Origin of the sequence: Synechococcus sp. J7-Johnson (assembly GCF_024345795.1) — a bacterium.
In the GTDB taxonomy this organism is placed as follows: domain Bacteria; phylum Cyanobacteriota; class Cyanobacteriia; order PCC-6307; family Cyanobiaceae; genus Regnicoccus_A.
Window position 1 is genome coordinate 12,152 of sequence record NZ_JAGQBU010000026.1, and the last position, 24,495, is coordinate 36,646.

General features: G+C 67.5%; 24 protein-coding genes. 16 read left to right on the forward strand and 8 right to left on the reverse strand.

Going from position 1 to position 24,495, the window contains the following annotated elements:
* The first annotated feature begins 90 nt into the window (after positions 1 to 90).
* Positions 91 to 1,797, forward strand: coding sequence for an ATP-dependent DNA ligase (locus KBY93_RS12130; protein WP_255094685.1), 1,707 nt, complete (start codon positions 91 to 93; stop codon positions 1,795 to 1,797).
* Here the strand turns inward: KBY93_RS12130 and KBY93_RS12135 are convergent.
* The 4 genes from KBY93_RS12135 to KBY93_RS12150 form a co-directional block, all read right to left on the reverse strand.
* The gene (locus tag KBY93_RS12135; protein ID WP_255094686.1) at positions 1,781 to 2,452 is read right to left on the reverse strand and encodes a DUF4178 domain-containing protein; all 672 of its coding nucleotides are present in this window, start codon (positions 2,450 to 2,452) and stop codon (positions 1,781 to 1,783) included. The two genes, KBY93_RS12130 and KBY93_RS12135, sit on opposite strands and share 17 nt — an antisense overlap.
* 62 nt (positions 2,453 to 2,514) lie before the next feature.
* Complete coding sequence (locus KBY93_RS12140) at positions 2,515 to 4,047, reverse strand: polyamine aminopropyltransferase (RefSeq protein ID WP_255094687.1); 1,533 nt, start codon at positions 4,045 to 4,047, stop codon at positions 2,515 to 2,517.
* A gap of 2 nt (positions 4,048 to 4,049) precedes the next feature.
* Complete coding sequence (locus KBY93_RS12145; RefSeq protein WP_255094688.1) at positions 4,050 to 4,280, reverse strand: hypothetical protein; 231 nt, start codon at positions 4,278 to 4,280, stop codon at positions 4,050 to 4,052.
* On the reverse strand, positions 4,270 to 5,328 hold the full coding sequence (locus tag KBY93_RS12150) for a hypothetical protein (protein WP_255094689.1): 1,059 nt from the start codon (positions 5,326 to 5,328) through the stop codon (positions 4,270 to 4,272). The genes KBY93_RS12145 and KBY93_RS12150 overlap by 11 nt, the downstream gene beginning before the upstream one ends.
* Here KBY93_RS12150 and KBY93_RS12155 point away from each other — a divergent pair.
* The 3 genes from KBY93_RS12155 to KBY93_RS12165 are packed head-to-tail and all read left to right on the forward strand — an operon-like array spanning position 5,327 to position 9,373.
* On the forward strand, positions 5,327 to 5,536 hold the full coding sequence (locus tag KBY93_RS12155; protein ID WP_255094690.1) for a DUF350 domain-containing protein: 210 nt from the start codon (positions 5,327 to 5,329) through the stop codon (positions 5,534 to 5,536). The two genes, KBY93_RS12150 and KBY93_RS12155, sit on opposite strands and share 2 nt — an antisense overlap.
* A gap of 15 nt (positions 5,537 to 5,551) precedes the next feature.
* The gene (locus tag KBY93_RS12160; RefSeq protein ID WP_255094691.1) at positions 5,552 to 8,083 is read left to right on the forward strand and encodes a ligase-associated DNA damage response DEXH box helicase; all 2,532 of its coding nucleotides are present in this window, start codon (positions 5,552 to 5,554) and stop codon (positions 8,081 to 8,083) included.
* Positions 8,084 to 8,122: 39 nt separating this feature from the next.
* On the forward strand, positions 8,123 to 9,373 hold the full coding sequence (locus KBY93_RS12165; protein ID WP_255094692.1) for a glycosyltransferase family 2 protein: 1,251 nt from the start codon (positions 8,123 to 8,125) through the stop codon (positions 9,371 to 9,373).
* A 137-nt stretch (positions 9,374 to 9,510) separates the two neighbouring features.
* Here KBY93_RS12165 and KBY93_RS12170 read toward each other — a convergent pair whose 3' ends face one another.
* The gene (locus KBY93_RS12170) at positions 9,511 to 9,759 is read right to left on the reverse strand and encodes a hypothetical protein (RefSeq protein ID WP_255094693.1); all 249 of its coding nucleotides are present in this window, start codon (positions 9,757 to 9,759) and stop codon (positions 9,511 to 9,513) included.
* An 89-nt stretch (positions 9,760 to 9,848) separates the two neighbouring features.
* On the opposite strand from KBY93_RS12170, the gene KBY93_RS12175 reads away from it, so the two are divergent.
* Positions 9,849 to 10,118, forward strand: a complete 270-nt coding sequence (locus KBY93_RS12175; RefSeq protein ID WP_255094694.1) for a hypothetical protein — start codon at positions 9,849 to 9,851, stop codon at positions 10,116 to 10,118.
* A gap of 59 nt (positions 10,119 to 10,177) precedes the next feature.
* Here the strand turns inward: KBY93_RS12175 and KBY93_RS12180 are convergent, their stop codons facing one another.
* Complete coding sequence (locus tag KBY93_RS12180) at positions 10,178 to 12,316, reverse strand: 4Fe-4S binding protein (protein ID WP_255094695.1); 2,139 nt, start codon at positions 12,314 to 12,316, stop codon at positions 10,178 to 10,180.
* Positions 12,317 to 12,403: 87 nt separating this feature from the next.
* Between KBY93_RS12180 and KBY93_RS12185 the strand changes: the two genes are divergently transcribed.
* Positions 12,404 to 12,988 carry a glutathione S-transferase family protein gene (locus tag KBY93_RS12185; protein WP_255094696.1) on the forward strand — a complete coding sequence of 195 codons (585 nt, stop codon included), beginning with the start codon at positions 12,404 to 12,406 and terminating at the stop codon, positions 12,986 to 12,988.
* A gap of 12 nt (positions 12,989 to 13,000) precedes the next feature.
* Positions 13,001 to 13,708: a ligase-associated DNA damage response endonuclease PdeM gene (gene pdeM / locus KBY93_RS12190; RefSeq protein ID WP_255094697.1), complete on the forward strand. Its 708-nt coding sequence runs from the start codon at positions 13,001 to 13,003 to the stop codon at positions 13,706 to 13,708.
* On the opposite strand, the gene KBY93_RS12195 is transcribed toward pdeM, so the two are convergent.
* Entirely contained in the window at positions 13,665 to 14,099 is a 435-nt protein-coding gene (locus tag KBY93_RS12195) for a CBS domain-containing protein (RefSeq protein ID WP_255094708.1), read from the reverse strand. The two genes, pdeM and KBY93_RS12195, sit on opposite strands and share 44 nt — an antisense overlap.
* A gap of 103 nt (positions 14,100 to 14,202) precedes the next feature.
* On the opposite strand from KBY93_RS12195, the gene KBY93_RS12200 reads away from it, so the two are divergent.
* A complete protein-coding gene (locus KBY93_RS12200) occupies positions 14,203 to 14,790 on the forward strand; it encodes a CDP-alcohol phosphatidyltransferase family protein (protein ID WP_255094698.1) in 588 nt (195 codons plus the stop codon).
* Here KBY93_RS12200 and KBY93_RS12205 read toward each other — a convergent pair.
* Positions 14,759 to 15,679 carry an NAD-dependent epimerase/dehydratase family protein gene (locus KBY93_RS12205; protein WP_255094699.1) on the reverse strand — a complete coding sequence of 307 codons (921 nt, stop codon included), beginning with the start codon at positions 15,677 to 15,679 and terminating at the stop codon, positions 14,759 to 14,761. The two genes, KBY93_RS12200 and KBY93_RS12205, sit on opposite strands and share 32 nt — an antisense overlap.
* A gap of 91 nt (positions 15,680 to 15,770) precedes the next feature.
* Here KBY93_RS12205 and KBY93_RS12210 point away from each other — a divergent pair, with 91 nt between their 5' ends.
* The 8 genes from KBY93_RS12210 (at position 15,771) to KBY93_RS12245 (ending at position 24,442) form a co-directional block, all read left to right on the forward strand.
* Positions 15,771 to 16,469 (forward strand): Coq4 family protein, encoded by a 699-nt coding sequence (locus KBY93_RS12210; RefSeq protein ID WP_255094700.1) that lies wholly within the window; start codon positions 15,771 to 15,773, stop codon positions 16,467 to 16,469.
* Positions 16,470 to 16,498: 29 nt separating this feature from the next.
* Positions 16,499 to 17,260, forward strand: a complete 762-nt coding sequence (gene hisA, locus KBY93_RS12215; protein WP_255094701.1) for a 1-(5-phosphoribosyl)-5-[(5-phosphoribosylamino)methylideneamino]imidazole-4-carboxamide isomerase — start codon at positions 16,499 to 16,501, stop codon at positions 17,258 to 17,260.
* Positions 17,261 to 17,512: 252 nt separating this feature from the next.
* Positions 17,513 to 17,875: a transcriptional repressor gene (locus KBY93_RS12220; protein ID WP_255094709.1), complete on the forward strand. Its 363-nt coding sequence runs from the start codon at positions 17,513 to 17,515 to the stop codon at positions 17,873 to 17,875.
* Between the two features lie 66 nt (positions 17,876 to 17,941).
* Positions 17,942 to 19,636 carry a DUF3685 domain-containing protein gene (locus KBY93_RS12225; protein WP_255094702.1) on the forward strand — a complete coding sequence of 565 codons (1,695 nt, stop codon included), beginning with the start codon at positions 17,942 to 17,944 and terminating at the stop codon, positions 19,634 to 19,636.
* A 34-nt stretch (positions 19,637 to 19,670) separates the two neighbouring features.
* Positions 19,671 to 20,264, forward strand: a complete 594-nt coding sequence (locus tag KBY93_RS12230; RefSeq protein WP_255094703.1) for a thylakoid membrane photosystem I accumulation factor — start codon at positions 19,671 to 19,673, stop codon at positions 20,262 to 20,264.
* Positions 20,264 to 21,658, forward strand: coding sequence for a class II fumarate hydratase (gene fumC, locus KBY93_RS12235; protein ID WP_255094704.1), 1,395 nt, complete (start codon positions 20,264 to 20,266; stop codon positions 21,656 to 21,658). Before KBY93_RS12230 ends, fumC begins: the two co-directional genes overlap by 1 nt.
* A 449-nt stretch (positions 21,659 to 22,107) precedes the next feature.
* Complete coding sequence (locus KBY93_RS12240) at positions 22,108 to 22,344, forward strand: tyrosine-type recombinase/integrase (RefSeq protein WP_255094705.1); 237 nt, start codon at positions 22,108 to 22,110, stop codon at positions 22,342 to 22,344.
* 250 nt (positions 22,345 to 22,594) lie between these two features.
* On the forward strand, positions 22,595 to 24,442 hold the full coding sequence (locus KBY93_RS12245) for a class I SAM-dependent DNA methyltransferase (RefSeq protein ID WP_255094706.1): 1,848 nt from the start codon (positions 22,595 to 22,597) through the stop codon (positions 24,440 to 24,442).
* Positions 24,443 to 24,495: the final 53 nt, after the last annotated feature.

The following is a 24,495-nucleotide window of genomic DNA, read 5'->3' on the forward strand; positions in this document are numbered from 1 at the left end:
CCTGGCCCCCATCCTCCCGCGAGCCGCAGGGCGGGAGCAATCAACCGCGGGGCTTGCCAGGGTGGGGGCGAATCGCTCGAGCCGCTGCCCATGCACGACTTCTGCGCCCTCTACGAGCAGCTCGACCGCAACCCCGGCACCACTGCCAGGGTGGCGGCTCTTGGGGCCTATCTGGCGACAGTGGATCCTGCCGATGGGGCCTGGGCCGTGACCCTTCTGCTCGGCAAGCGGCGCAAGCGGCTGATCACCGGCCGGCGGCTGCGGGAGATCGCACTGGCCGCCTCGGCCCTGCCCGAATGGCTTTTCGACGACTGCCACGCCCAGGTGGGCGACAGCGCCGAGACGATCGCCCTGCTGCTGCCGCAGCTGCAGTTGCCCGAGGCCGAGCCGATCGAGCGGCCCCTGGCGGTCTGGATGGGGGAGCGGCTGCCGGCGATCGCGTCGCTAGAGCCCGCTGCCCAGGCAGAGGCAGTGCTCAGCACCTGGGCCAGCCTGCCAGCTGGCCAGGCCTTCCTGTTCAACAAGCTGCTCACCGGCGGGCTGAGGGTGGGGGTGTCCACGGGCCTGGTGACCCGGGCCCTGGCTCGGGTGGCCGAGCTGGAGGAAGCCGAGATCGCCCAGCGCCTGATGGGGGGCCTTGAGCCCAGCGCCGAATCATTCACCTCCCTGCTCGCCCCGGCCCTGGAGGGGGAGGCGGTGCCGGCCAGCCGCCCCTTTCCCTTCTTCCTGGCCAGCCCCCTCGATCCGGCCCAGCTGGCGAGCTGGGATCCCAGCCAATGGCGGGCGGAGTGGAAGTGGGATGGCATCCGCGGCCAGCTGATCCGCCGCTCCGGCAGCAGCTTTCTCTGGAGCCGGGGCGAGGAGCTGGTGAACGAGAGCTTCCCCGAGCTGGTGAGCCTGGGGGAAGTTCTGCCGGAGGGCACGGTGCTGGATGGCGAAGTGATCGTCTGGCACCCCGGCGAGGAGCGGCCCCAGGGCTTCGCCGCCCTGCAGCGGCGGCTGGGGCGCAGGAGCGTGGGAGCGAGCCTGCGCCGCCAGTGCCCCATGGCCTTCGTGGCCTACGACCTGCTGGAATCAGCCGGCGCCGACCGGCGCGACGAACCGCTGCGGCAGCGCCTGGAGAGGCTGGAGGAGCTGCGCAGCGTCCTGGCCGACAGCGATCACCCAGAGCGGGGGCGCCTGCGCGGCTCAGCAGCCGTACCCCTCGGCAGCTGGGAGGAGCTGGAGCAGCAGCGCGGCCGCGCCCGCTTGGTGGGAGCCGAGGGGCTGATGCTCAAGCGGCTGGAGTCGCCCTACCGGTCCGGCCGTCGCCGCGGCGACTGGTGGAAGCACAAGCTCGAGCCGCTCCACCTCGATGCGGTGCTGCTCTATGCCCAGGCTGGCAGCGGCCGCCGAGCCAACCTCTACACCGACTACACCTTCGGCCTCTGGAGCCACCCGCCGGGGGATGCCGACACGACCGGCGACACAGCCGGCGATCCGAACGCTGAGGGGAGCGAGCCCCAGCTGATGACCTTCGCCAAGGCCTACTCGGGTCTCGACGATGCCGAGATCGCGGAGCTCGACCGCTGGATCCGCCGTCACACCACCGAGCGCTTCGGGCCGGTGCGGGCGGTGGAGCCCCTGCAGGTGTTCGAGCTGGCCTTTGAGGGGCTGCAGCCCTCGAATCGTCACAAGAGCGGCCTGGCGGTGAGGTTCCCGCGCATCAGCCGCTGGCGCCGCGACAAACCGGCGGCGGAAGCCGACAGCCTCGCCACGGCCCTCAACCTGCTGGAGGGCATCAACCACCAGGGCTGATTGGCCGGTACACCGAGCGCCCATCCCCCGGCAGCAGCACCAGCGAGGCGGGATCCAGCAGGCGGCCGAGGGTCACCTCCGCCTCGACCGGACCGGGCTCGGAGCCAGGGGCCGGCGGGCGGCTGCCGGGGCTGCCACCGTCCCAGCGTTCGAGGGACAACACCTGGCCATCAGGGGCCTCGTAATCGCCGTAGCGGCAGCCGCTCAGCCTCCGGTTCATCGTCCGGGAACTGGAGCTCACAGCAGCGCGGCCCTGCTCCTTGAGCTGGTAGGTCACTCCCTCCCACGTGATCTGGGCGGGGAAGGGCAGGGGCTGACGATCCAGTTCCAGAGCCAGTTCAGCCGGCCCCCGCTCCAGCCAGCTCACCTCCAGCCAGTCGTCTTCGCAGACGCTGAGCCAGCGACCCTCGCTGCCGTCGCGCAGGAGATACTCCAGCCACTGAAAACCCTCCTCGTCGTAGAGCAGGCGGTCTTCCACCATCCAGTCGCGGCCGCCCGTCTGCACGATGTCGCCGGTGCGCAGATCGAAGAGGGTGCGCTCCAGTGACTCCTGGAGCCGGTTCGCCCCCGACCGCTGGCGTTGCTTCTGCAGCTGGCGAAGGCCCCACGCCGCCACCAGCAGCAGCACCAGCAGAACCCAGACGCCCATGGGCATGGCCTCGGCCCGGAGCCTGACGTCCGGAGAAGCTCAGCCTATCGATCACCGCCCGAAGGGGATCAGTCCTGCCGCCAGAGGGGCTGGCGCTGATATCGATCCAGCACCGGCCGAGTCAGTCGGTTCGGCAGCACTTCCGCACCCTCCGGGGGTCGCAGATCCCTGGGCAGCACGAACAGCCTCTCCAGCTGGGCGCGATCGAACCAGCGCCCCTCAAACGGAGGAGTTACCGGCTGCAGGCTCCGGCCGGGGCGATGGGCCAGCACGAAACCCCACGGCCCGAAACTGGGCACATCGACGCTGTACGGGCGCGTAATCAGATTCAGCTCGGCCATGGTGGCCTGAATCGAGGCCATCACCTTCGGCGTGAAGAACGGGGTGGAGGCCTGGGTCACCAGCAAGCCGCCGGGCGCCAGCCGCTCCAGCAGGCGCCCATAGAACGTGACGCTGTAGAGCCGCGCCACGGCAGGGCTGTCGGGGTCGGGGAAGTCGGCTATCACCACGTCGTAGGGGGCCTTCAGGCGTCGCACCAGCTCGAACGCATCACCCACGTACGTGTGCACCCGCGGGTCTTCAAGGCTCGCCTGGTTGAGGCGGCGCAGGAAGGGATGGGCCCGTGCCAGCTGCAGCATCTGCGGATCCAGTTCCACCAGATCGAGCCGGCGCATCCCCGGCCAGCGCAGGATCTCCCGGGCCGCCAGCCCATCGCCGGCCCCCAGCAGCAGCACCCGCTCAGGCTGGCCGTGCAGCGCCAGGGCTGGATGCACCAGTGCCTCGTGATAGCGGTATTCATCCAGGCTGGAGAACTGCAGGTTCCCGTCGAGAAACAGGCGCAGATCACCGCGACGGCTGGTGAGCACGATGCGCTGATGGCGCGACTGAACCCGCCCCACCACCGGGTCGTCATAGAGGCCGTCCTCGATCCGGTTGCCAAGGGGCACCAGCGCCCAGGCAGCCAGGGCGGCCAAGGGCAGGGCACCGCTGAGCGGCCAGCGCCAGCGACGGCAACTCGGGAACACCCAGCACAGCACCGCACTGCTGATCAGGGGCACCATCGCCAGCAGTCCCGCGGTGGGCAGCAGGCCGAAGACCGGCAGCAACAGCAGCGGAAAGAGCAGGGAGCCCAGCAGGGCGCCGAGGTAATCAAGGGCCAGCACCCTGGCCAGGGCCGTGCGCAGGTGCTGCTGGCTCTCCAGCAGCCGGGTGAGCAGAGGCACCTCCATGCCCCCCAGCACCCCCACCATCACCGTAACAACCACCAGGACAAGCCAGAGCGGGCCATCGACGCTGAACACAGCGAACAGCGCCAGCGGGCCCAGCAGGGAGAGCGGCGAGAGGCAGATCTCCACCAGCAGGAACGCGCCCAGAAGTCGCTGCATGGGCCGCTCGCCGCCGTCCACGAACTGGCTCAGCCAGGCCCCCAGCCCCATGGCCGCCAGGAAGGTGCCGATCACCACACCCGTGGCCAGGGCCGCATCGCCGAGCAGATAGCTGGCCTGGGTGACCAGCATCAGCTCCAGCACCAGACCCACACTGGAGGAGAGCGCCGCGGTGACCAGCAGCACCCGCACCTGCAGCGCTGAAAACGGCGGCACGCCTACTTGGCCGTCCCGGGGCCCCGCCCCTGGAACCCAGGCCAGCTGGAGCGACCACTGCGTGGAACCCACAAGCCGCCCCGGTAGCTGCCGCGGTAGCTGACGCCAGTGGATCCAGGCGGTACCCCCTCCTGGCCCAGCTGGAACAGGAACGGCCGGCGGACCGCACTGACCGTGCCCACCGTCACCGCCGAGATCGTGAGCAGGAGGATCAAGGTGCGTTCAGGCGCCATCTCCGGCCTCCAGCGTCAGCACGGCCACCGGGTGTGAGCTGAGCACGCCGTCTTCCAGCACCAGCCGCAACCACTCGATCTCCCAGGGCTCTCCGCCATCGTCGATGGTTTCAGGCAGCTTCAGCCGCAGCCCCAGGCTGGCTCGCTCAATCAGCTTGAGATGGAGCACCTCCTCCACGGTCAGCCAGTGGTCACCGTCGCTGGAGTGGGCCGTCACCGGCAGGCTGCGCTGAAAGCTCAGGCGAGAGCGGCCGAGGGCATCGCTCACCTCCAGCTCCAGCGCCGCCTTGAGTTGGGAGGCGAGGGGGCCGGCATCGCTGCTGGGCCGTTCGTAGCGGGCACGCACCGCCACTCGCACCAGGCCGGTTCCCCCCAGGCGGCTGCGCAGCAGCACGCGACTGTCCTCCACCCGCAGCACCTTGCGCAGGCGCCAGTTGCGGTAGGTGGCCCTCATGGCGATTCCCGCCATCAGCTGCGTAACCAGCGCGGTGAACCAGAGCAACGGAGCATTGACGCTGTGGTTACGCACCTCCACCCGCACTAGCAGGGGGCTCTCCAGAGGACGGCCGGCTGTGTCGAGCAGATCCTCGAGCGTGAGCCGCAGGCGGTAGTCCCCCGATCGCGGCGGTCGCAACGACAGAACCACGCCGTTGTCGCTCTCGTCCCAGCTGCCGCTCTCGCCCCCCTCCGACCAGCTGCCGGTTTCGCGCCAGCCATCCTTAGCCAGCTCGAGCACGGTGGCCCCGCCGGCATCAAGCAGCTCCACTCCAAGGCCCATCGAGGTGTTCACAGGCAGCTCGGCCCGCAGCTTGATCAATGGACTGCCGATCCAGCCTGACTCCAGGGGCAGGGAATCACTGGTGCCCGGCTGCTCCGGTGCCACCGCGATCTGCTGGCGCTGGGGCTGCTCCAGCCACGACAGCAGCAGCACCAGCAGGGGGATCAGGGGCAGCAGCCCCAGCAGCAGCGGCCAACGCCGCACATCCGCCTGGCCACTGCGTGATCCGGGCCGGTCCTTAGCCTGTAAGGCGCTTTGGGATGCCGCCATGGTCAAACCCCTGCTCCAGCTCCTGCTGACGGTCGGGTGGACCGTTGTCGGAGTCATCCTCATCTACGGGGGCCTGTTGCTGTTCGACAAGCTCTCCCCGATCGACTACCGCGCCGAGATCCGCAAGGGCAACGTGGCCGCCGGCGTGGTGCAGGGGGCTGTGATCCTGGCCATCGCCGCAGTGGTGGTGGGCATCCTCACCACCTGATACGGCACCTCTGCCTTGGTCTCCCAGAGCGCCGCGCTTGAGCCGATCGAGGCCTGGTTCCGCCACAAGGGCTGGCGGCCCCTTCCCTTTCAGCGCCAGTGCTGGAAGGCGTACCTGCGCGGACAGAACGGTCTGATCCAGGTGCCCACCGGCGCCGGCAAAACCTATGCGGCGGTGATGGGACCGATCGCCGCGATGCTCGCGAACCCGGGTGCCGGCCTGCGCCTGCTCTATCTCACGCCCCTGCGGGCTCTCAGCCGCGATCTGGCCCTGGCGATCCGAGAGCCGATCGAGGCCATGGGCTGGCCGCTGACGCTGGGCATCCGCAACGGCGACACCGCCAGCGGTGAACGCAGCCGTCAGCTCAGGCAGCCGCCCCAGATCCTGATCACCACGCCGGAATCACTCTCGGTGCTGCTGGCGAACCGGGCGGCACTGCAACTGTTCGCAGGCCTCGAGGCGGTGGTGCTGGATGAATGGCACGAGCTGATGGGCAGCAAACGCGGCAGCCAGACGGAGCTGGCCCTGAGCTGGCTGCGAGGGCAGCGCCCGGGACTGCGGACCTGGGCGATCAGCGCCACCATCGGCAACCTGGAGGAGGCCGCCCGTGCAGCGGTGGGAGTTGGCGCAGGCGAAGACCCCCTGCTGGTGTGTGCGCGGATCAAGCGGCACACCGAGATCCGCAGTCTGCTGCCCGAATCGATCGATGGCTTCCCCTGGGGGGGACACCTGGGCCTGCGCATGTACGAGGAACTGGTAGCGGCCCTCGATCCAGCCATCTCCACGCTTCTGTTCACCAACACGCGCAATCAGTCGGAGCGCTGGCACCAATGTCTGCGCTACGCCTGCCCGGAGATGGAGGGGGCGCTGGCCCTGCACCACGGCTCGATCGACCGGGCCGAGCGGGAGGCGATCGAGGCGGGGGTCAAGTCTGGGGCGGTGCGCTGGGTGGTCTGCACCAGCTCTCTCGATCTGGGGGTCGACTTCCAGCCGGTGGAGCGCGTGGTGCAGATCGGCAGTGCCAAGAACCTGGCGCGGCTGCTGCAGCGGGCCGGCCGCTCAGCCCACAATCCCGGCGGCACCTCCCAGGTGCTGTTCATGCCCACCAACGCCCTCGAGCTGTTGGAGGTGTCGGCGATGCGGCGGGGGCTGGCGGAAGGGCTGGTGGAAACCCGGCGGCCGCCGGTGGCGCCGCTGGATGTGCTGCTGCAGCACCTCACCAGCCTGGCTTGCGGGCCGGGCTTCGAGCCGGAGCGGGAGTTGGAGCGGGTGCGCAGCAGCTGGAGCTACCGCCACCTCGATGGGGCCAGCTGGCAGTGGTGCCTGCGCTTCCTGGAGCACGGCGGCGACTGCCTCGGCGCCTATCCCCGCTACCGCAAGCTGGAGCGGGAGGAGCCCCCTGGTGCCGTCCCAGCCACGGGCGCGCCCGTTCTGTTCCGGGTCAAGGATCCCGTCATCGCCCGCCTGCACCGGCTGGGGATCGGCACGATCACCTCCAGCAGCTCGATCAACGTCAAGGTGGTGCGCGGCGCCACCCTCGGTCATGTGGAGGAGGGCTTCGTATCGCGCCTGAAGCCGGGCGATGTGTTCTTTTTTGCCGGGCGGCAGCTGGAGTTCGTGCGGCTGCGTGACATGACCGCCCTGGTGAAGGCCAGCACCCGCAAGAGCCGCACAGTGCCTGCCTGGGCCGGGGGCCAGATGGCCCTCTCCGACCTGCTCAGCGTTCACCTGCGCCGGGAAGTGCACCGCTGTGCCGGCGCCATCCAGGCCACCGATCCGGCGGCAACCAGCGGCGAAGGCCATCGGCTCGACACTGCCGAACTGCGGGCCCTGGAGCCGCTGCTGCGCCGTCAGGCCGACCTCTCTCGCCTGCCGCGTGAGGATCAGTTTCTGGTGGAGGTGACCCGCAGCCGCGAGGGCAGCCATCTGTTCGCTTACCCCTTCGAGGGGCGCTTCGTGCATGAGGGTCTGGGCTTCCTCTGGGCCGGGCGGCTGACCCGGATCCAGTCGGCCACGATCACGGTGTCGGTGAACGACTACGGCTTCGAGCTGCTGGCTCCCCGCGGCTACCCCTTCGAAGCGCTCTACGAGGACTGGAGCGATGCCCTGCTCGATCAGGCGGGGCTCGAAGCGGATCTGGAGGCTTCGATCAACCTCTCCGAGCTCTGCCGCCGCCGCTTCCGCTCCATCGCTCAGATCGCCGGACTGGTGGTGAACGGCTTCCCGGGGCAGAAAAAAAGCGGCGGCCAGCTGCAGATCAGCGCTGCCCTGCTCTTCGATGTCTTCAGCCGGCATGAACCCGGCAACCTCCTGCTGGAGCAGGCCCGCCGCGAAGTGATGGACGAGCAGCTGGAACTGGGGCGCCTGCGCCAGGCCCTTGAGCGCATCAGCAGCGCTCAGCGCTTGCTGGTGCGCACCCCGCGGCCAGGGCCCTTCGCCTTCCCTCTGCTCGTGGAGCGCCTCAACAACCGCATGAGCAGCGAGTCGGTGCTGGAGCGGGTGCAGCGGCTGGTGGCCGAAGCCAGTAAGGCGGAAGACGACGGCTGAACGACGAGAGTGGGCGCCGCTGGGCTGGGCTCCATGACCATGGCGATCACAATCCAGCTGCTGCTGGTGGCTGGCTGGCTGGCGGCCTTCGGGCTGCTGGTGCTGCTGCTGGCCCTGGAGCTCACCATGGGGCGCGCCCCGCGCCTGGGGGCCACGGAAACCAGCCCCGCTGGAGCTTCCACGGGTGCAGCTGAGGCCAGCGGTCGCGACTTCCTGAGCGTGATCGTGCCCGCTTACAACGAGGCCTCCAGGATCGAGAGCTGCGTGGGCGCCCTGCTCGCAAGCGAGCTGCAGGGGCTGGGCTGGCGGCTGATTGTGGCCGTCGACGACTCCAGCGACGGCACAGCCGAAGGGCTGGAGGCGCTGATCGAGGCCGGCACCTTCCCATCACCGCCCCTGCAGGTGCTGCGCTGCGGGCCCCGCCCAGTCAGCGAACGCTGGAGCGGCAAGAACTGGCCCTGCAGCGAAGCTGTACGGCTGCTGAGCCAGCACCCCACTCCCGAAGCTGGCCCGCCCCCGACGGAGTGGCTGCTGTTCGTTGATGCCGATGTGACCGTGGCGCCGGCGGCTCTGGCCAGCGCCGTGGCCGAGGCGCGCCGCAGCGGTGCCGATCTGCTCACTCTCGCCCCGCGAATCCGCTGCGGCTGCCTGGCCGAATGGGTGGTGCAACCGATCGTGGTGGCGCTGCTGGGACTGGGCTTTCCGATCGCCCGCGCCAACGATCCCGGCGACCCCACCGCCTTCGCCGCGGGGCCGTTCATGCTCTTCCGCCGCTCCAGCTACGAGGCCATCGGCGGGCATCGTGCCCTGGCGGCGGAAGTGGTGGAAGATCTCGCCCTGGCGCGGGCCATCAAGGAGCGGGGCCTCACCCTGCGCTATCTGCTCGGCGTCGACCTGCTGGAGCTGCGCATGTACCCAGATTTCAGTGCGCTCTGGGAGGGCTGGACCAAGAACTGGCATCTCGGCCTGAACCGCAACCCCCTGCTCACCCTGGCAAGCGGTGGTGTGGTGCTTAGCCAGTTCAGCGGCCCCTGGCTGCTGCTGCTGCTGGCGGGGCTGCAGGCGATCCGGCAACCCTTGGCCTGGCCGTCGCTGCTCTCGCCGGCACTGGCAGGGGTGGGCCTGCAACTTGCGCTACGGCTCTGGAGCCGCTGGCGCTTCAGGCTCGACCTGCGTTACTGGTGGCTGAGCTGGCTGGGGGGTTTGGTGATTGGCGCAATCGCTCCAGTCTCGATCTGGAAGGTCAGCACAGGACAGGGCTGGACCTGGCGAGGACGTTCGCTGGCCTGAAGCTGCAGCAGCTGGCGGGTTGCTCAGGCCTGGATCAGGCCTTGCTGAGCTTCTTGACGATCCAGCTCATCAGCACCAGGGAGCCCACCAGGGCAATCAGCAGGGCGATGGTCATGGGGGGAGGCCGGCTGGCGTGATTATGTCGGGTCGCAGAGAAGCGAATCCACCAATACGGTTCGATCCCGCAGCAGCCGAGCCACCGTGAGGTTGCTTACGGGTTGATCGTGGCCGGCTTCCAGCAGCCACTCGGCCATTTCCATCCGCAGGGCATAGGCCTCTTCGAATTCATCTCGGCTCTCGAGGGCGTGCAGGCGGCACTCAAGCCAGTGGAGGGTTTCGCCCGGAAGCTGGCGCTGGAGGCGTCGTCTGGTCACAGGGCTCTCCATCTCTTGCTGAATCCTGGCGGAGCGCGGCAGCTTTGGTGTAGCAGCTGGAACACATCTGGTTGGACACTGGACACCGCTGGATGTCGTCGATGCGCCACCGTTGCCTCGGGCCTGCCCTGTTGATCGCCACGCTGCTGGCTGGCCCCAACTGGGTTTGGGCGACTGGCGTCAGCAACGACACCCGCCACGACTGCCGGCTGTGGCGGAACAGCCGCGGCCTTGAGCGGGTGGAGATCGCCAACCGCCTCGGGGCCGCCAACCTGCTCACAAAAGAGCACAACTTCGCCGTGCTCACACCCGGAGCAACGCGAAGCCTCTACAGCAGCTCCGACATCCGACGGCTCTGCGCGCTGCTGTGAGGCCCTGACAGATACCGCCGCCAGCATGGAAACGGAGCCTGCGGCCTTGGCGAGCCCGCCTAACCCGCCACCAGCCAGCGCCCCCCAGCCCCGAGGGCCAGGGCCGCGGCGCTGCCCCACCACAGAGCCGCCCGGCTGTTCAGCAGCAGGCGGCGCAGCAACACCAGCGACCCGCCGACCCCCAGCAGCAGCACCAGGCTCTGGCAGAAGGCAATCACGTGATGATCGGCGCTCCAGCTGGGCAGCGGCTGCTGGAAGCTGACCGGCAGCAACCGGCCCGCTTCCGCCATCCCCACCGGCAGGTGCCGCGCCAGCAACTGCGCCCAGAGCAGGGGCAGCAGGCCATAGAGCCCGAGGCGCAGACGCCGGGCAGCCCGCTCCGGCGGTGTCAACCAGCTCCCGATCCGAAGCGCAAGCAGGGCCAGGGCAGAAGGCAGCGCCAGAGCCAGGACGGCAAAGGCCAGGCGCGGCAGCAAGGGGCCCGCCTGCAGGCTGTCGGGGGCCAGGGGCAGCCCCCCCAGCAGCCGATCCCAGAACTTCAGGCAGACGCCGCCGGCGAGCACCAGGATCAGACCAGCCTCCCCGTCGGGTGGAGCCATCTCCCGCTGCAGATCGGCAGCGGGTGGCCGCAGGCTCAGTTGCACTGAGCGGTGCGGGCAGGCCTGGGCGCAGGTGAGGCAGAGCACGCAGTTGCGGTTGTCGTCGAGGTGAGCCGGGTGGGTGCCGAGCGGGCAGCCGGCTGTGGCCAGCCCTTCCCCATCGGCGGGACCGCCCTTGAAGCAGGCATAGGTGCTGCAGCTGCCGCTGCAGGTGCCCTGCTGGGCGCGCAACTCCAGGATCGAGAGCTTGGCGAACAGGCCGTTCATTCCCCCCACCGGGCAGAGATAACGGCACCAGAAGCGCTTCTCGAACAGCAGCGAGCCGATCACCGCGCCCGCCGTGATCAGCAACAGCAGGGCGCTGCTCAGCCAGGCGCTGTTCTCCAGATCGGCCAGCTCCTCCCAGAGCAGAATCGCGGCGAAACCGGCCGCCAGGGCCGGCGCTGCCCAGGCGTCGGTGTTGCCCCGGGGCCAGCTGGCCGGTTGCCAGCCAAGCGCCCGTGCCAGCCGCTGGACGATCTCACCCCAGACCATGAACGGGCAGAACGAGCACCACAGGCGGCCCACAAGGGGATAGCCAAGGAGGATCAGCGGCCACCACCAGGCCCAGAACATGTTGAGCCCGCCGTTGTGGTCCCGGTCCTGCGGCCCAAGCCAAAGCCAGAGGTTGACCAGCACGAACACCCAGCTGACCAGACCGAACAGCAGGCTGTTCCAGAGCCGTGGCGAACGCATCCACTGACGCAGCGGCGGCTTCCAGCGCCAGAGGTCGAATCGCAGCCGCTGGGGCCGCGGCGTCTGCCAGAACACCTCTTCTGGAAGCTGCAGCGGAGGGTTCCGCTCGGCGGCAGGCAGGCTTGGGACCGGCACCTGCCGCAGCGCCCGGTCGACCAGGCCTTCGAGTTCCCGCACGTTGCCGGGGAAATCGCGGATCTGCAGACGTCGGATCACCTCCTCACCCACGATCGGCGGCACCGTCCAGGCCAACTCCCTGCTGCGCAGCCGCAGCAGATAGCGCAGCCACTCGCCCAGGTCCTGGCGCCGCACCCTCAGCGGAGGCACCCGGATCAGGGAGCAGCACCGATCGAAGCTGGGCAGGGCTGTCTCGGTGGTGAAGAACAACCGGCCGCCAAAGCGGCGGGGCGTCGAGCCGGTACCGGGGGCGCACCAGTCGCCTCTGCGGGCCAGCGTCAGCAGCGCCGGCAGCAGGGCGGGATCGACCCGGTCGAGCTTGTTGATCAGCAAGCTGCCGTCGCCGATGTCATCAAGCAGCGAGCCGGCGCCATCGCTGCTGACACTGCCGAACAGCTCCGCCCCATCGCCCCGCAGCAGGGCTCCATCCAGCTGCACCATCAAGCGACGACGGGTGGTGGAGCCGAAGTGGATCAGGGCGGCCACGTCATCCTTCTCCAGCCCGGGCTCGCCGACGATCAGCACCGGCCGCCGCTCCGGATCGGCGGCGGCCTGCCGCACCCGATCCCTCAGCGTCACGGCATAGCGGCTGCTGCCGACGATTCCCCGCCGGGCCCGGCCCACCAGATAGGGGGCCAGGCGCTGGAAACGCTCGGGGACGTGGATCTGCTCGGATTCATTCACCATCTCTCCTGCGAAGTGTCTCGTTCAGGATCGACAGCGGCATCTGGGTCCCTTTACCAGTTTGAGGCCGGTCTGCAAGATGATGGTTCGATGACCTTGACTCTTTACGGCGGTCTCCGCTCCAGGGCGTCCATGCCCCGCTGGTATCTGGCCGAGAAGGGGATTCCCTACAACTGGCGCCTGCTCGACATGCAGGCCGGAGAGCACCGGCAGGAGGCCTTCCTCGCCATCAATCCCTTCGGCAAAGTGCCGGCACTGGAGGACACCGGCGCCCAGGACCCGCTCGGAAAACCCCTGCACCTGTTCGAGAGCGGCGCGATCCTGCTCTACCTCGCTGATCGCTATGGCGAGGAATTCACCAGCCCCGAGCAGCGGGCCCTGGCCGAGCAGTGGGTGCTGTTCGCCAATGCCACCCTGGCCACTGCCCTGTTCGTGGAATCGGCCCGGGAGCGGGAGTTTCCGCGGCTGATGGCCGCTCTCGACCAACGCCTGGCCGATGGCCACCCCCTGATCGGTGCGGCCTGGGGTGTGGCCGACTGCGCCGTGAATGCCCATCTGGCCTACCTGCCCGTCTTTTTCCCCCAGCTCGATCTGAGCCCCTACCCGGCGGTTCAGGCCACGATCGAGGCCACCCGCGCCCGGCCCGCCTATCAGGCGGCGATGGCCACCGACTGAGCGGGCGGCGCGATGGTGGATCACCCTCTCGATCGGGCCCCCTTCCACTGGCGGGGGCAGCGGCTGGAGCTGCTGGCGGCCAAGGCGCTCTGGGATCCCGAGCAAAAGCTGCTGCTGGTGGCCGATCTGCACCTGGGCAAGGCCGAGACCTTCCAGAGCCAGGGCATCGCCCTGCCCAGCGACGGGGATGCGGGCACCCTCAACGCCCTGCTCACCCTGGCCCACGTCTGGCGCCCGCAGGAAGTGGTGGTGCTGGGCGACCTGATCCACAGCCGGCTGGGCCTCACCGCCGAGCTGCGCCAGAAACTCAGGGCCCTGCCCCAGCTGCTGGGCTGCCGGCTGCGGCTGATCGGCGGCAACCACGAACGGGGCAGCTGGATCGAGGGGCTGCCCCAGGAAGCGGCCATGGCCCGGGGAAGCCTCTGGCTGAGCCATGGTCCCGAAGATCAGCCCCCACCCGGGTCAACCGATCGTCTGCACGTCTGCGGCCACCTGCACCCTGTGGCGCTGATCGGTGACCGCAGCGATCGCCTGCGCCTGCCCTGCTTCAGCTACGACGAAGGGGTACGGCGCCTGGTGCTGCCCTCTTTCGGGCAGCTCACAGGGGGACACCCCTGCGATCCTGGCGAGCAGATCTGGCTGGTGGCTGACGGGGCGATCGTGCCCTGGCAGGCGCTCAGCCCTCAGCCGCCAGGGCGCGCACCACATCGCCGCGGGTGAGCACCCCCACCACGGCCTCGCCCTCACGCACGAACAGCCGCTGGGTGGAGCGGTCGTGCAGCAGCTTGGCGGCCGCGGCCAGCGACACCTCAGCGTTGCAGGTATGGGGGTGGCGGTTCATCACATCAGCCACCGTGTTGCCCAGCACCTGATGCACCTGCTTGTCCCAGTCGAGGGGGTTGCGCAGATAGATCACGGCGTCGAGCAGCATCACGTATGGGCCGGCATCAAAGCCGCTTTCGCGCACCATCAGGTCCTGCTCGCTCAACTCGCCGATCAGGGCCCCGTGCTCGTCAAGCACGGGCAGGCCGCTGATGTGGTGATCACTCATCAGCTTCACCGCCTCCTGCAGCAGCGTGGTCGGTTTCACCGACAGCACGGGTGTGGACATCGCGTCGGCCACCCGTACGGTTCCTGGGGTGTCGGGAGTCATCGGTGCAGAGCGTCTGCAAGGGTTCTAGGCCAGCGTGGGGGCACGCCCAGGCACGGCCGCGATGACCCCTTTCGCACCTGAATCCGATGGCGGGCAGCCCGCATCGCCCCTGGCTCGCCGCCTGGCCGACGCCCTCACCGTGGCCAGGGCCTTCCTGGGGCTGCCGATCCTGTTGGCCCTCGGCGCCGGCCAGACGAGTCTGGGCTGGGCCTTGCTGCTGCTGGGCGGGTTCAGCGACTGGGCCGACGGCTGGCTGGCCCGGCGCTCTGGCGGCGGCTCGGTCTGGGGAGCACGGCTCGACCCCCTCACCGACAAGATCCTGATCAGCGCTCCCCTGCTCTGGCTGGCCAGGGAGGGGACTCTGCCTCTATGGGCGGTGTGGCTGCTGCTGGCGAGGGAGCTGCTGATCTCCGGCTGGCGGGCCGGCCAGGACAGTGGCGGGCCGGCCTCGAGTGCTGGCAAGGCCAAGACCGTGCTCCAGTTCGCCTCCCTGCTGCTGCTGCTATGGCCCCAGGCCTGGCCCCTGGCCAGCGGTCTGCGCGGCCTGGGCTGGTGGTTGTTCTGGCCGTCGCTGCTGCTGGCGCTCAGCTCCGGCTTGGGCTACCTCGGTGTGGGCCTCAGCCGGCCAGCAGGGCCTCGTCGGAGCTGAAGTCGGGGGTGGTGGGGCCGCGCAGGGCGTAATCGTTGCTGAAGCTGTCAGCCAGGCCGGCTTCGAGATCGAAGGCGGGCGACCAGGCCAGCTCCCGCTGCAACCTGTGGATGTCAGTGAGGAAATGGGCAAGGCGCAGGGGGAAGGCCTTGCGGGCTTTTTTGTCAAGCCCCGAGGGATCAAAACTGCGGATCTCCACCGCCGCCGGGTCGACGCCGCAGGCCCGCGCCGCCGCGGCCACCAGGCCCCGGAAAGTGACGCCCTGGGCCCCGCTGCAGTTGTAGATGCGATTGGCCGCAGCCTCCACATCCAGGCAGCGGGCCATCGCCGTGGCCAGATCACTCACATGACCCAGTTGGGTGATGGTGGTGCCATCACCGGGCAGGGGCACAGGCCGGCCATGCACGATCCGATCGAAGAACCAGCTCTCGACCGGGTTGTAGTTGCCGGGTCCATAGATGTAGGTGGGGCGGAAGCTGGTGAAGGGGATCGCCTGCTGCCGCAGCCACGTCTCGGTGTCGAGCTTGCCGGCATGGCGACTGGCCGGATCGGTGGCGGCCTGCTCATCGAGGGGCCAGAGCTCGCTGTCGGCATAGACCCCGGCGGAACTGACGTAGACGAATCGGTGGCTGGGTGCTCCGGTGCGCTCCACCACTGCCTCGCTGTCGACGCCGCTGCGACCGCTGCTGTCGATGATCACGTCGAAGCTGCGGCCCTGCAGCTGGGCGAGGTCCTCAGCGGAGGTTCGATCGCCGACCAGATGCTCCAGATCCGCCGGCACGGGATTGCGTCCGCGGGTGAACAGGGTGATGGCATGGCCGGCCTCCTGCAACTGGGCCACCAGGGGCTTGCCGATGAAACGGGTGCCACCCATCACAAGGATCTTCATTGGGCGCCTGGCCGTACTGGGGGCCATTCAAGCGAGCCATGGAGGCCCTACCCAAAAGAGCCACAGTGGACGCGGTCCTGAGCGACATCTGATGACGCGCTTCGCCGAACTGCTGCGTTCCCTGAACAACCTCAAGCTGCTGGCCGCCATCGGTCGCAGCGGAGGCGATCTGGGTTCGGTGGCGGATCTGGTCGACAACCTGATCGACAGCCCCCAGATGGCGGAATGCGTTCGGCGCTTCCGTGCTTTGCCCGGGGGCGCTGAGCTGATGGATGGGCGCTACCCACCCCTCCAGCCCGATATCGACTCACTGATCCAGCTGCCTGAGGGCAGCCTCGGCCACAGCTACGCCCAACTGATCCGGCAGCTCAACTACGACCCCGAGTTCTTCCGGCCACGTCCGGTCGACACCGAGGCCCGCTGGCTGACTCAGCGCATCGCCACCACCCACGACATTCATCACGTGGTGAGCGGCTTCGGCACCGCGGCAGTGGGGGAGAGCGGCGTACTTGCGATCACCGCCTGCCAGATCGGCTTCCCGGCCTACGTGCTGCTCACCACCGCCGGCCAGCTGGCCAGCTTCCGGCTGCAGCTTGAGCGCTTCGAACTGCTCAGCCGCGCCGTTGCCCATGGAATGGCGATCGGCCACAGCGCTTCCTGCCTGGCGCTGGCCCGCTGGGAGGAAGGATGGGAGCGGCCCGTGGCCGACTGGCGACTGGAGCTGGGAATCACCGATCCTGCCGACCATGAGCCCTACGGGCTGGCGGTGGCCTCCAACCAGCCAGGATGAGTCGCTACCACGGCTCAGTCCGCCCTGCCATGCAGATCATTCCTGCCATCGACCTGCTCGACGGCCACTGCGTGCGCCTGCATCAGGGCGACTACGACCAGGTGACCCGCTTCAACGATGACCCCGTGGCCCAGGCGCTGGCCTGGCAAAGACAGGGCGCCGAGCGGCTGCATCTCGTCGATCTCGATGGCGCCCGCAGTGGCCAGCCCGTCAACGATGCCGTGGTGCGCGCCATCACCGCCGCCCTTACGATTCCGGTGCAGCTGGGCGGCGGTGTGCGCACTGCAGAGCGAGCCGACGACCTGCTGGCCTGCGGACTCGATCGGGTCATCCTCGGCACCGTGGCGATCGAGCAGCCCGAGCTGGTGCGGGAACTGGCGGCCCGCCATCCCGGCCGCATCGTGGTGGGAATCGATGCCCGCAACGGCCTGGTGGCCACGCGGGGCTGGATCGAGGAGAGCCGCACCGTGGCCACCGAGCTGGCCGCCAGCTTCGAAGGCAGCGGCGTGGCGGCGATCATCAGCACCGACATCGCCACCGACGGCACTCTGGCCGGGCCGAACCTGGAGGCGTTGCGGGCCATGGCCAGCGCCAGTTCCGTGCCGGTGATCGCCTCGGGCGGCGTGGGCTCGGTCACCGACCTGCTGGCCCTGCTCAGCCTGGCCCCACTGGGGGTGGAAGGGGTGATCGTGGGCCGAGCGCTGTACGACGGCAGTTTCGACCTGGGCGAAGCCCTGCAAGCGGTGGGATCGTCGCGGTTGCAGGACCCAGTTGAAGCCTCGCACTGCTGATCGAAGCGAGCTCACCCCCAGGCGACACAAACCGATCGAGCGTGGCCCTTAACATAGAGATCACCTCGTGTTGACCTCCACTCCGTGTCTGTCGCCCTCACCACCACAACCGTGCCGGTGAGCTCCGGAGCGACCCGATCAGCCGGCGAAGGCTCAGCCTCAGCTAACGGCGAGAGTGCTCTGCAGGAATCAGCCCCGGCCGACCTGCGCGTCACGGTGGCCCAGGCGTTCAGGCGCTGTCGTGATCTAGGCATGCGCCTTAGCCGCCAGCGGCGAATGGTGCTGGAACTGCTCTGGAGCGATCGGCGTCACCTAAGTGCCCGTGACATCTTTGAGCGCCTCAATACCCAGGGCCGCAACATCGGCCACACCTCCGTCTACCAGAACCTCGAGGCCCTCCAGTCTGCTGGTGTGATCGAGTGCCTCGACCGCGCCAGCGGCAGGCTCTATGGCTACCGCAGCGATCCCCACAGCCACCTCACCTGCCTGAACAGCGGCGAGATCCAGGACCTCGATGTGGTGTTGCCCGAGGAGCTGGTGCAGCAGATCGAGGATCTCACCGGCTACAGCATCGAGTCGTACACCCTTCAGCTCTTCGGCCGCCGCAGGCCCTGATCTGATCCAGACCCTGGAGTTTCCAGCCTGCGCTCGTTACCTTGAGTCGATGAACAGGAACGGCGCGTGATTGAGCCTGCGGCCGCCCATGAGGCTGCTGGGATCACCAGCGTCCAGGTGCTGCTGCTGGCTCAGCCGCTGCTGCGTCAGGGCCTGAGCCGCTTGCTCAAGGAAGCGAGCCCCCTGTGCCGGGTGGCGGGCGAACCCTCCGAACTCGAAGGCGCCCCCCAGCTGGTGATCTGGAGCCTGGAGGCCCCGATCCATCCCAGCAACCTGCTGCTGGAGCTGGAGCGGCTGGAGCAGCGCTGGTTACCGGCCCCCCTGCTGCTGCTGATCCCCGCCCAGCCCGGCTGCAGCAGTGACTGGCTCCTGCAGCTGCCGGCCGCCGGACTGCTGCAGGAGCCCGAACCGGAAGCCTTGCTGGAGGCGGTGGCCACCCTGCTGCAGGGCGGGCGGGTGGTGGCGCTGGACGGCGGCACCCGCTCCAGAGTCAATCCCCAGACCAGCGGCGTCTGGGGAGCTGGAACGATGGGGCTCGGCCAGTGGCTGCTGATCAGCGGCCTGCAGCAGATCGATCAGGAGCTGCAACTCTGCAGCAAACTGCTCGATCCTCCCCCCTCCAACCTGCTGCTGCAGTTGATCCTGGAGGGGCGGCTGCGGGAATTGCGCTCCGCCCGGACCCTGCTGATCTGGCTGTGGGGGCCGGTGTCGATGGCCTGGAGTGCCACGGGACTGCCCCCTGAGCAGCAGAGCCCTGCCGACGAACCCCGCCCGCCCAGTGGGGGCAGCACCGCCATCACCCTGAGGCAGCGCACCGCCGTGGCGGTGTGGGAGACAATCCATCAACGGCTGAGCCAGGCCAGCCAGGGGCCGCTGCTGCGCCAGGGCAGTGCCGAGCTGTTCGCCCTGGAAGGACTGAGCCCGGAGCGGCGGCGCGATCTGTTCGTGGCCTTGCTGACCCAGCTGGATCAGCTGTTGCGCCAGCTGCGCCAGGAACGCCTGCGCGGCGACGACCTGCAGGGGCGCTGGCAGAGCCTGCAGCCTGAACTGCGTCGCCAGGCCCTGCGCCAGATGGCCGGCCCCTATGTACAACTGCCCCAGCAGGGAGCGCTGCTCCCCGTGGCCGACGCCCTCACCAGCCAGGGGAGCTTCGAGCTCGACGACCCTGAGCTTCCCCCCAGCCAGCCGATGCTGGCGGCCCTGCTCTCGGCGCAGCCGCTATTGGTGGACGGCCGCCTGCTGGCCCCTGACGAACCTCAGGCCCTGCTCTATCTGGAGTCTCTGGTGAGCAACTGGGTTATCCGCAGCGCCGAGCGCATCAGCGCCGATGTGCTCGCCAGTTGCGGCGACTGGCCGGAACTGCGCCGCTACCTGCTGGTAAAGGAGCTGATCGCCACCCGCAGCCTCGAGCGCCTGCGCAACCAGCTCAATGCCCAGCAGCGCTGGAGCGAGTGGTTCGAGAAGCCGATCCAGCTCTACGAAAGCCAGCGGCGCCTCTACCGCCTCGAGCAAGGGGGAACGATCTGCCCGCTGCTGCTCACCGAACCCCGCGACGAGGAACTGCGCCAACTGGGCTGGCTCCAGCAGAGCGTCACCCTGGCGCTGGAGGCCCGTGATGCTCTGGCACCGCAGCTGCGCACCCTGCTGCAGCGCGTCGGTGATCTGATCGTGGTGGTGCTGACCCAGGTGATCGGTCGTGCCATCGGCCTGGTGGGACGGGGGATCCTCCAGGGGCTGGGGCGAGGCATCAGCAGACCCTGAGAGTCACAATGGCCCAAGCCCATCTGGTGTTCGGTTGCGCCTTCCTGCCCGCCTCGGCTTCCAAGCCGGCCCCTTCCAGCCCCTCAGAGCCTGTCTTCTCAGCCTGATCCTCGGCATCTGGCTGCTGCTGGCCCCGGCGTCTCCAGCGGCGGCTGCCCTCACCACCAACAGCTACGACGGCAACATCTATTCGCTCTATGCCGGCAATGGCTCGCTGGTGCCACCCCGGAGCAGCCTGGCCCAGGCCATGGCCGATCACCGTCCAGTGGTGCTGATCTTCTATCTCGATGACAGTGCCGACAGCAAGCAGTTCGCCCCCGTGGTCTCGGAGCTGCAGCGGCTGTGGGGCTCGCGGGTCGAGATCATTCCACTCACCACCGATCAGGTCCAGAACCGACCCGATCAAGGCACCAGCGACCCCGCCCACTACTGGAAAGGGCTGATTCCCCAGGTGGTGGTGCTCGATGCCGCCGGCCGTGTGGTGTTCGACGGCAAGGGCCAGGTGAGCAGCGAGACCATCAGCGCGGCCCTGAGCAAGGCCACCGGGCTTAATCCAGCCGGCAGCTCCGGTACCAGCGCAACCCGAAGCTTCAATGAGCTGAACAGCGAAGTGGTGCCCGCAGGCTGATGACGATCCAGCCGGATGCCAGCACGCGCCGCGAAACGGACAGCCTCGGTGCCGTCGAGGTGCCCGCTCACCGCTACTGGGGCGCCCAGACCCAGCGCTCGATCAGCAACTTCCCCTTTGGAGCGGTGATGCCACTGGCGGTGGTGCATGCCTTCGGCCAGCTCAAGGCCGCCTGCGCCGAAGTGAACCAGGCCGAAGGAAAGCTCGCACCGGAGCTGACTGCTCTGATCGTGGCAGCCGCCGAAGAAGTGGCGAGCGGGGCGCTGGATGAGGAATTTCCGCTGAAGGTGTGGCAGACGGGCTCCGGCACCCAGACGAACATGAATGTGAACGAGGTGATCGCCAACCGGGCGATCGAGGCGGCGGGCGGTGTGCTGGGCAGCAAGAGCCCGGTGCACCCGAATGATCATGTGAACCTGAGCCAGTCGAGCAACGACACCTTCCCTGCAGCGCTGCATGTGGCGGTGGCGATCGAACTGGAGCGGAGGCTGATTCCATCGGTGGAGGCGCTGATCGAAGCCCTGCGCAGCAAGGCAGAGGCGTTCGCGGCGATCATCAAGATCGGCCGCACCCATCTGCAGGACGCGGTGCCCCTGAGCCTGGGCCAGGAATTCAGCGGCTACGTGGCCCAGCTGGAGCTGGGGCTTGAGACCCTGCGCCACGCCGAGCCCAAGGTGCGCCAACTGGCGATCGGCGGCACAGCGGTGGGTACCGGTCTCAATGCACCCTCGGGCTTCGGCGAGGAGGTGGCGGAGCGGCTGAGCGAGAGGACCGGCATGCCGTTCACCGCTGCACCGAACAAGTTCCAGGCACTGGCAGGCCATGAACCCCTGGCAGCGGCCCATGGCGCGCTCACGGTGCTGGCCGGCAGCCTGTTGAAGATCGCCAACGACATCCGCTGGCTCGGCAGCGGCCCCCGCTGCGGACTGGGGGAGCTGATCCTGCCGGAGAACGAACCGGGCTCCTCGATCATGCCGGGCAAGGTGAATCCCACCCAGTGCGAGAGCCTCACGATGGTGGCGGTGCAGGTGATGGGCAACAACACGGCCGTGCAGATGGCGGCCAGCCAGGGCAATTTTGAACTGAACGTGTTCAAGCCCCTGATCGCCCACAATGTGCTCGAAAGCATTGATCTGCTCGCGGGAGCCTGCGGCAGCTTCCGCACACTCTGCATCGATGGATTGGTGGCCAACGAAAGCCGCATCGGTGATCTGCTCGATCAGAGCCTGATGCTGGTCACCGCCCTCACACCGGCGATCGGCTACGACCGTGCCTGCGCCATCGCCAAACATGCCCACGAACACCGGCTGAGCCTCAGGGAAGCGTCCCTGGTGCTCGGTGAGATCAGCGCCGAAGAGTTCGATCGGTGGGTGAAACCGGAAGCGATGGTATGAGCGAGCCCCATGGCGGAGGCAGGCCGGTGAAGTAGCTGGATCGGTGTGAGCGATCCGGCAGTTTGATTGCGAAAGCGTTGTAGGTGGGAATCCTCCGATAGCGGCGAACTCCCCCGACCCATCACCAGCCCTTCTCGCCCACCGGGCCTGATCCAGCGGTATCGGGAGGAATTACAGGTGCGCCACCCTCGGGAGATGGGAAGCGCCTCAACCCAGAACCAGGCGCTGGTGGTGGGGCTGCTCTACGGCAGTGGGTTGCGACTGATGGAAGCGCTGCGCCTGCGGGTCAAGGAGTTGGATTTTTAGCGGCGGGAGCTGACAGTGCGCGATGGCAAGGGCGGCAAGGATCGACGGACTCTGCTGCCCCAGAGCCTGGTGGCTGGGCTGCACGAGCATCTGCTGAAGGTGCGCCAGCTACATCAGCTGATCTAGCGGCAGGATGGGGTCGGATGCTGATGCCCTATGCGTTGGCGGTGAAGCGGGTTGTTGCTGAGTCTGGGGTGACCAAAGCAGCCAGTTGCCATACGTTCCGGCACTCCATTGCTACCCACCGGTTGGAGAGGGGCCAGGCCATCCGCACGATCCAGGAACTGATGGGTCATCAGGTTGTGAGCACCACCATGATCTATACCCATGTGCTCAACCGCGGGCCTCTCGGGGTATGCAGCCCAGCAGACGTGGTGTAGCCGTTCGAACAAGTGGTTCACGGACCCGTGAACCACGACTGAGTTTGCCGGGCAGGGGTACAGACCCGAAGCTCCCGTAGGATTTTGAGCCGGATGTCGAAGAGCGACCGCCGTGGTTCACAGAAAGGAGGTGCTTCGGGATGTGGTTCACGGAAACCATCCAATAACAAGTTATACTCACAAACAAAAACAGTGAAGCCGCTCAAGGCCAATCCTCTGAGATGCACACGAATCTCAAAAAGATAGATAAATGAACTCTCAGTTGCACGACCAGCTGAAAAGCCACATCTGGGAAATCGCGAACCGTCTCCGAGGACCATATCGGCCCCCTCAGTACCGCCTGGTCATGCTGCCGATACTCGTGTTGCGGCGATTGGATTGTGCCCTTGAGGCAACCAAGGATGACGTGATGGAGCAGTATCAAAAGCTGTCGGCTCAGGGTATGCCGGAAAATGCCATGGAGAAGCTACTAGGCAAGGCTGCCGATCCTGAGCGAACTCATCCGCTTTATAACACCAGTCCGTTCACATTCAGGCGTCTGCTTGGTGACGCAGAGAACATCGCGCCCAACCTCGTCGCCTACATCAATGGTTTCTCGCCATCCGCTCGCAGTATCTTCGAGCGATTCAAATTCACCGACCAGATCGAAAAGCTCGATGCGAGCAACCGGTTATTCACCATCGTGAAGGAGATGGCTGGCGTCGACCTGCACCCAGCCCGCATCGACAACCTGCAGATGGGCTACCTGTTCGAACATCTTGTGATGCGCTTTAACGAGCAGGCCAACGAGGAGGCCGGTGATCACTTCACACCGCGCGAAGTCATCAGATTGATGGCGAACCTGATCTATACCGGAGAGCAGGACGTCTACACTCCTGGGATCTACCGCACGATCTATGACCCTGCCTGCGGTACGGGCGGGATGCTGTCAGAGTCCGAAAAATTCATCCTCGCGCAAAACGAAAGCGCCAACCTCGCGCTTTTTGGTCAAGAGTACAACGACGAGTCCTGGGCGATCTGCTGCTCGGACATGCTCATCAAGGACGAAGAGACTAGCAACATCGTCCTTGGCGACACGCTGGGCGATGGCAAGACCCGCGACGGCTTCGAGGGGGAGCGTTTTCACTACATGCTGGCGAACCCGCCTTTCGGCGTGGAGTGGAAGGATCAGAAATCCGTCGTCGAGAAGGAGCATGAGCTCCACGGCTTCTCCGGTCGCTTCGGCGCCGGGCTGCCCGCGATCAACGACGGCTCATTCCTGTTCCTCCAGCATATGTTGTCGAAGATGCACCCAGCGCCCCAGGTCGGCGGCGAGGGGTCAAAGATCGCCATCGTGTTCAACGGCTCGCCGCTTTTCTCGGGCGACGCCGGGTCCGGGCCATCGAACATCCGCCGCTGGATCATCGAGAACGACTTTCTCGACGCCATCGTCGCACTCCCCGATCAGCTTTTCTACAACACCGGCATCTTCACCTACGTCTGGCTCGTCAGCAACCGCAAGGCGCCTGAGCGGCGCGGCAAGGTGCAGCTGATCGACGGCACACGCTTTTTTGAGCGGATGAAGAAGAGCCTAAACAACAAGCGCAATGAGATCAACGAGGACCAGATTCGTCATCTCACCCGCCTGTATGGCGCCTTTCGTGACGGCGAGACGGCAGAGGTCGTTATTGATCAGAAGACGGGCGAGACCGAGTCGCGCACTGTCTCTCGTGTATTCGAAAACCGGGAGTTCGGATTTCTCAAGGTGACGGTCGAGAGGCCCTTGCGCATGAACTTCGAGGCGACCCCAGAACGAGTAGAGAAGTTGAACGACCAGACCGCCTTCACCAATCTCGCCACCTCAAAGAAACGCAAGGACGAAGCTGCGGCCGCGCGCGAGATTGCAGAAGGCCGCAAACTGCAGGACTTGATCCGAGCGGTGCTCGCTTCGCTGGAGGAGCAAGGACGTTATTTGGACCGCACTGAGCTAGAAGCCGACCTAACTGCCGTCGCGAGGCTAAACGGCGTGAAGATACCCGCGCCGACAGGGCTGCCTAAAAGTGTGATCAAGCCGTGCCTGGGGCCAGGCTGCCCTCTCCCAGCGCCAGCATCCGGCTGATGTCATGGGCCACCTCCTGCTGGCCGGCATGGATCGATCGAAAACCGCTCCGG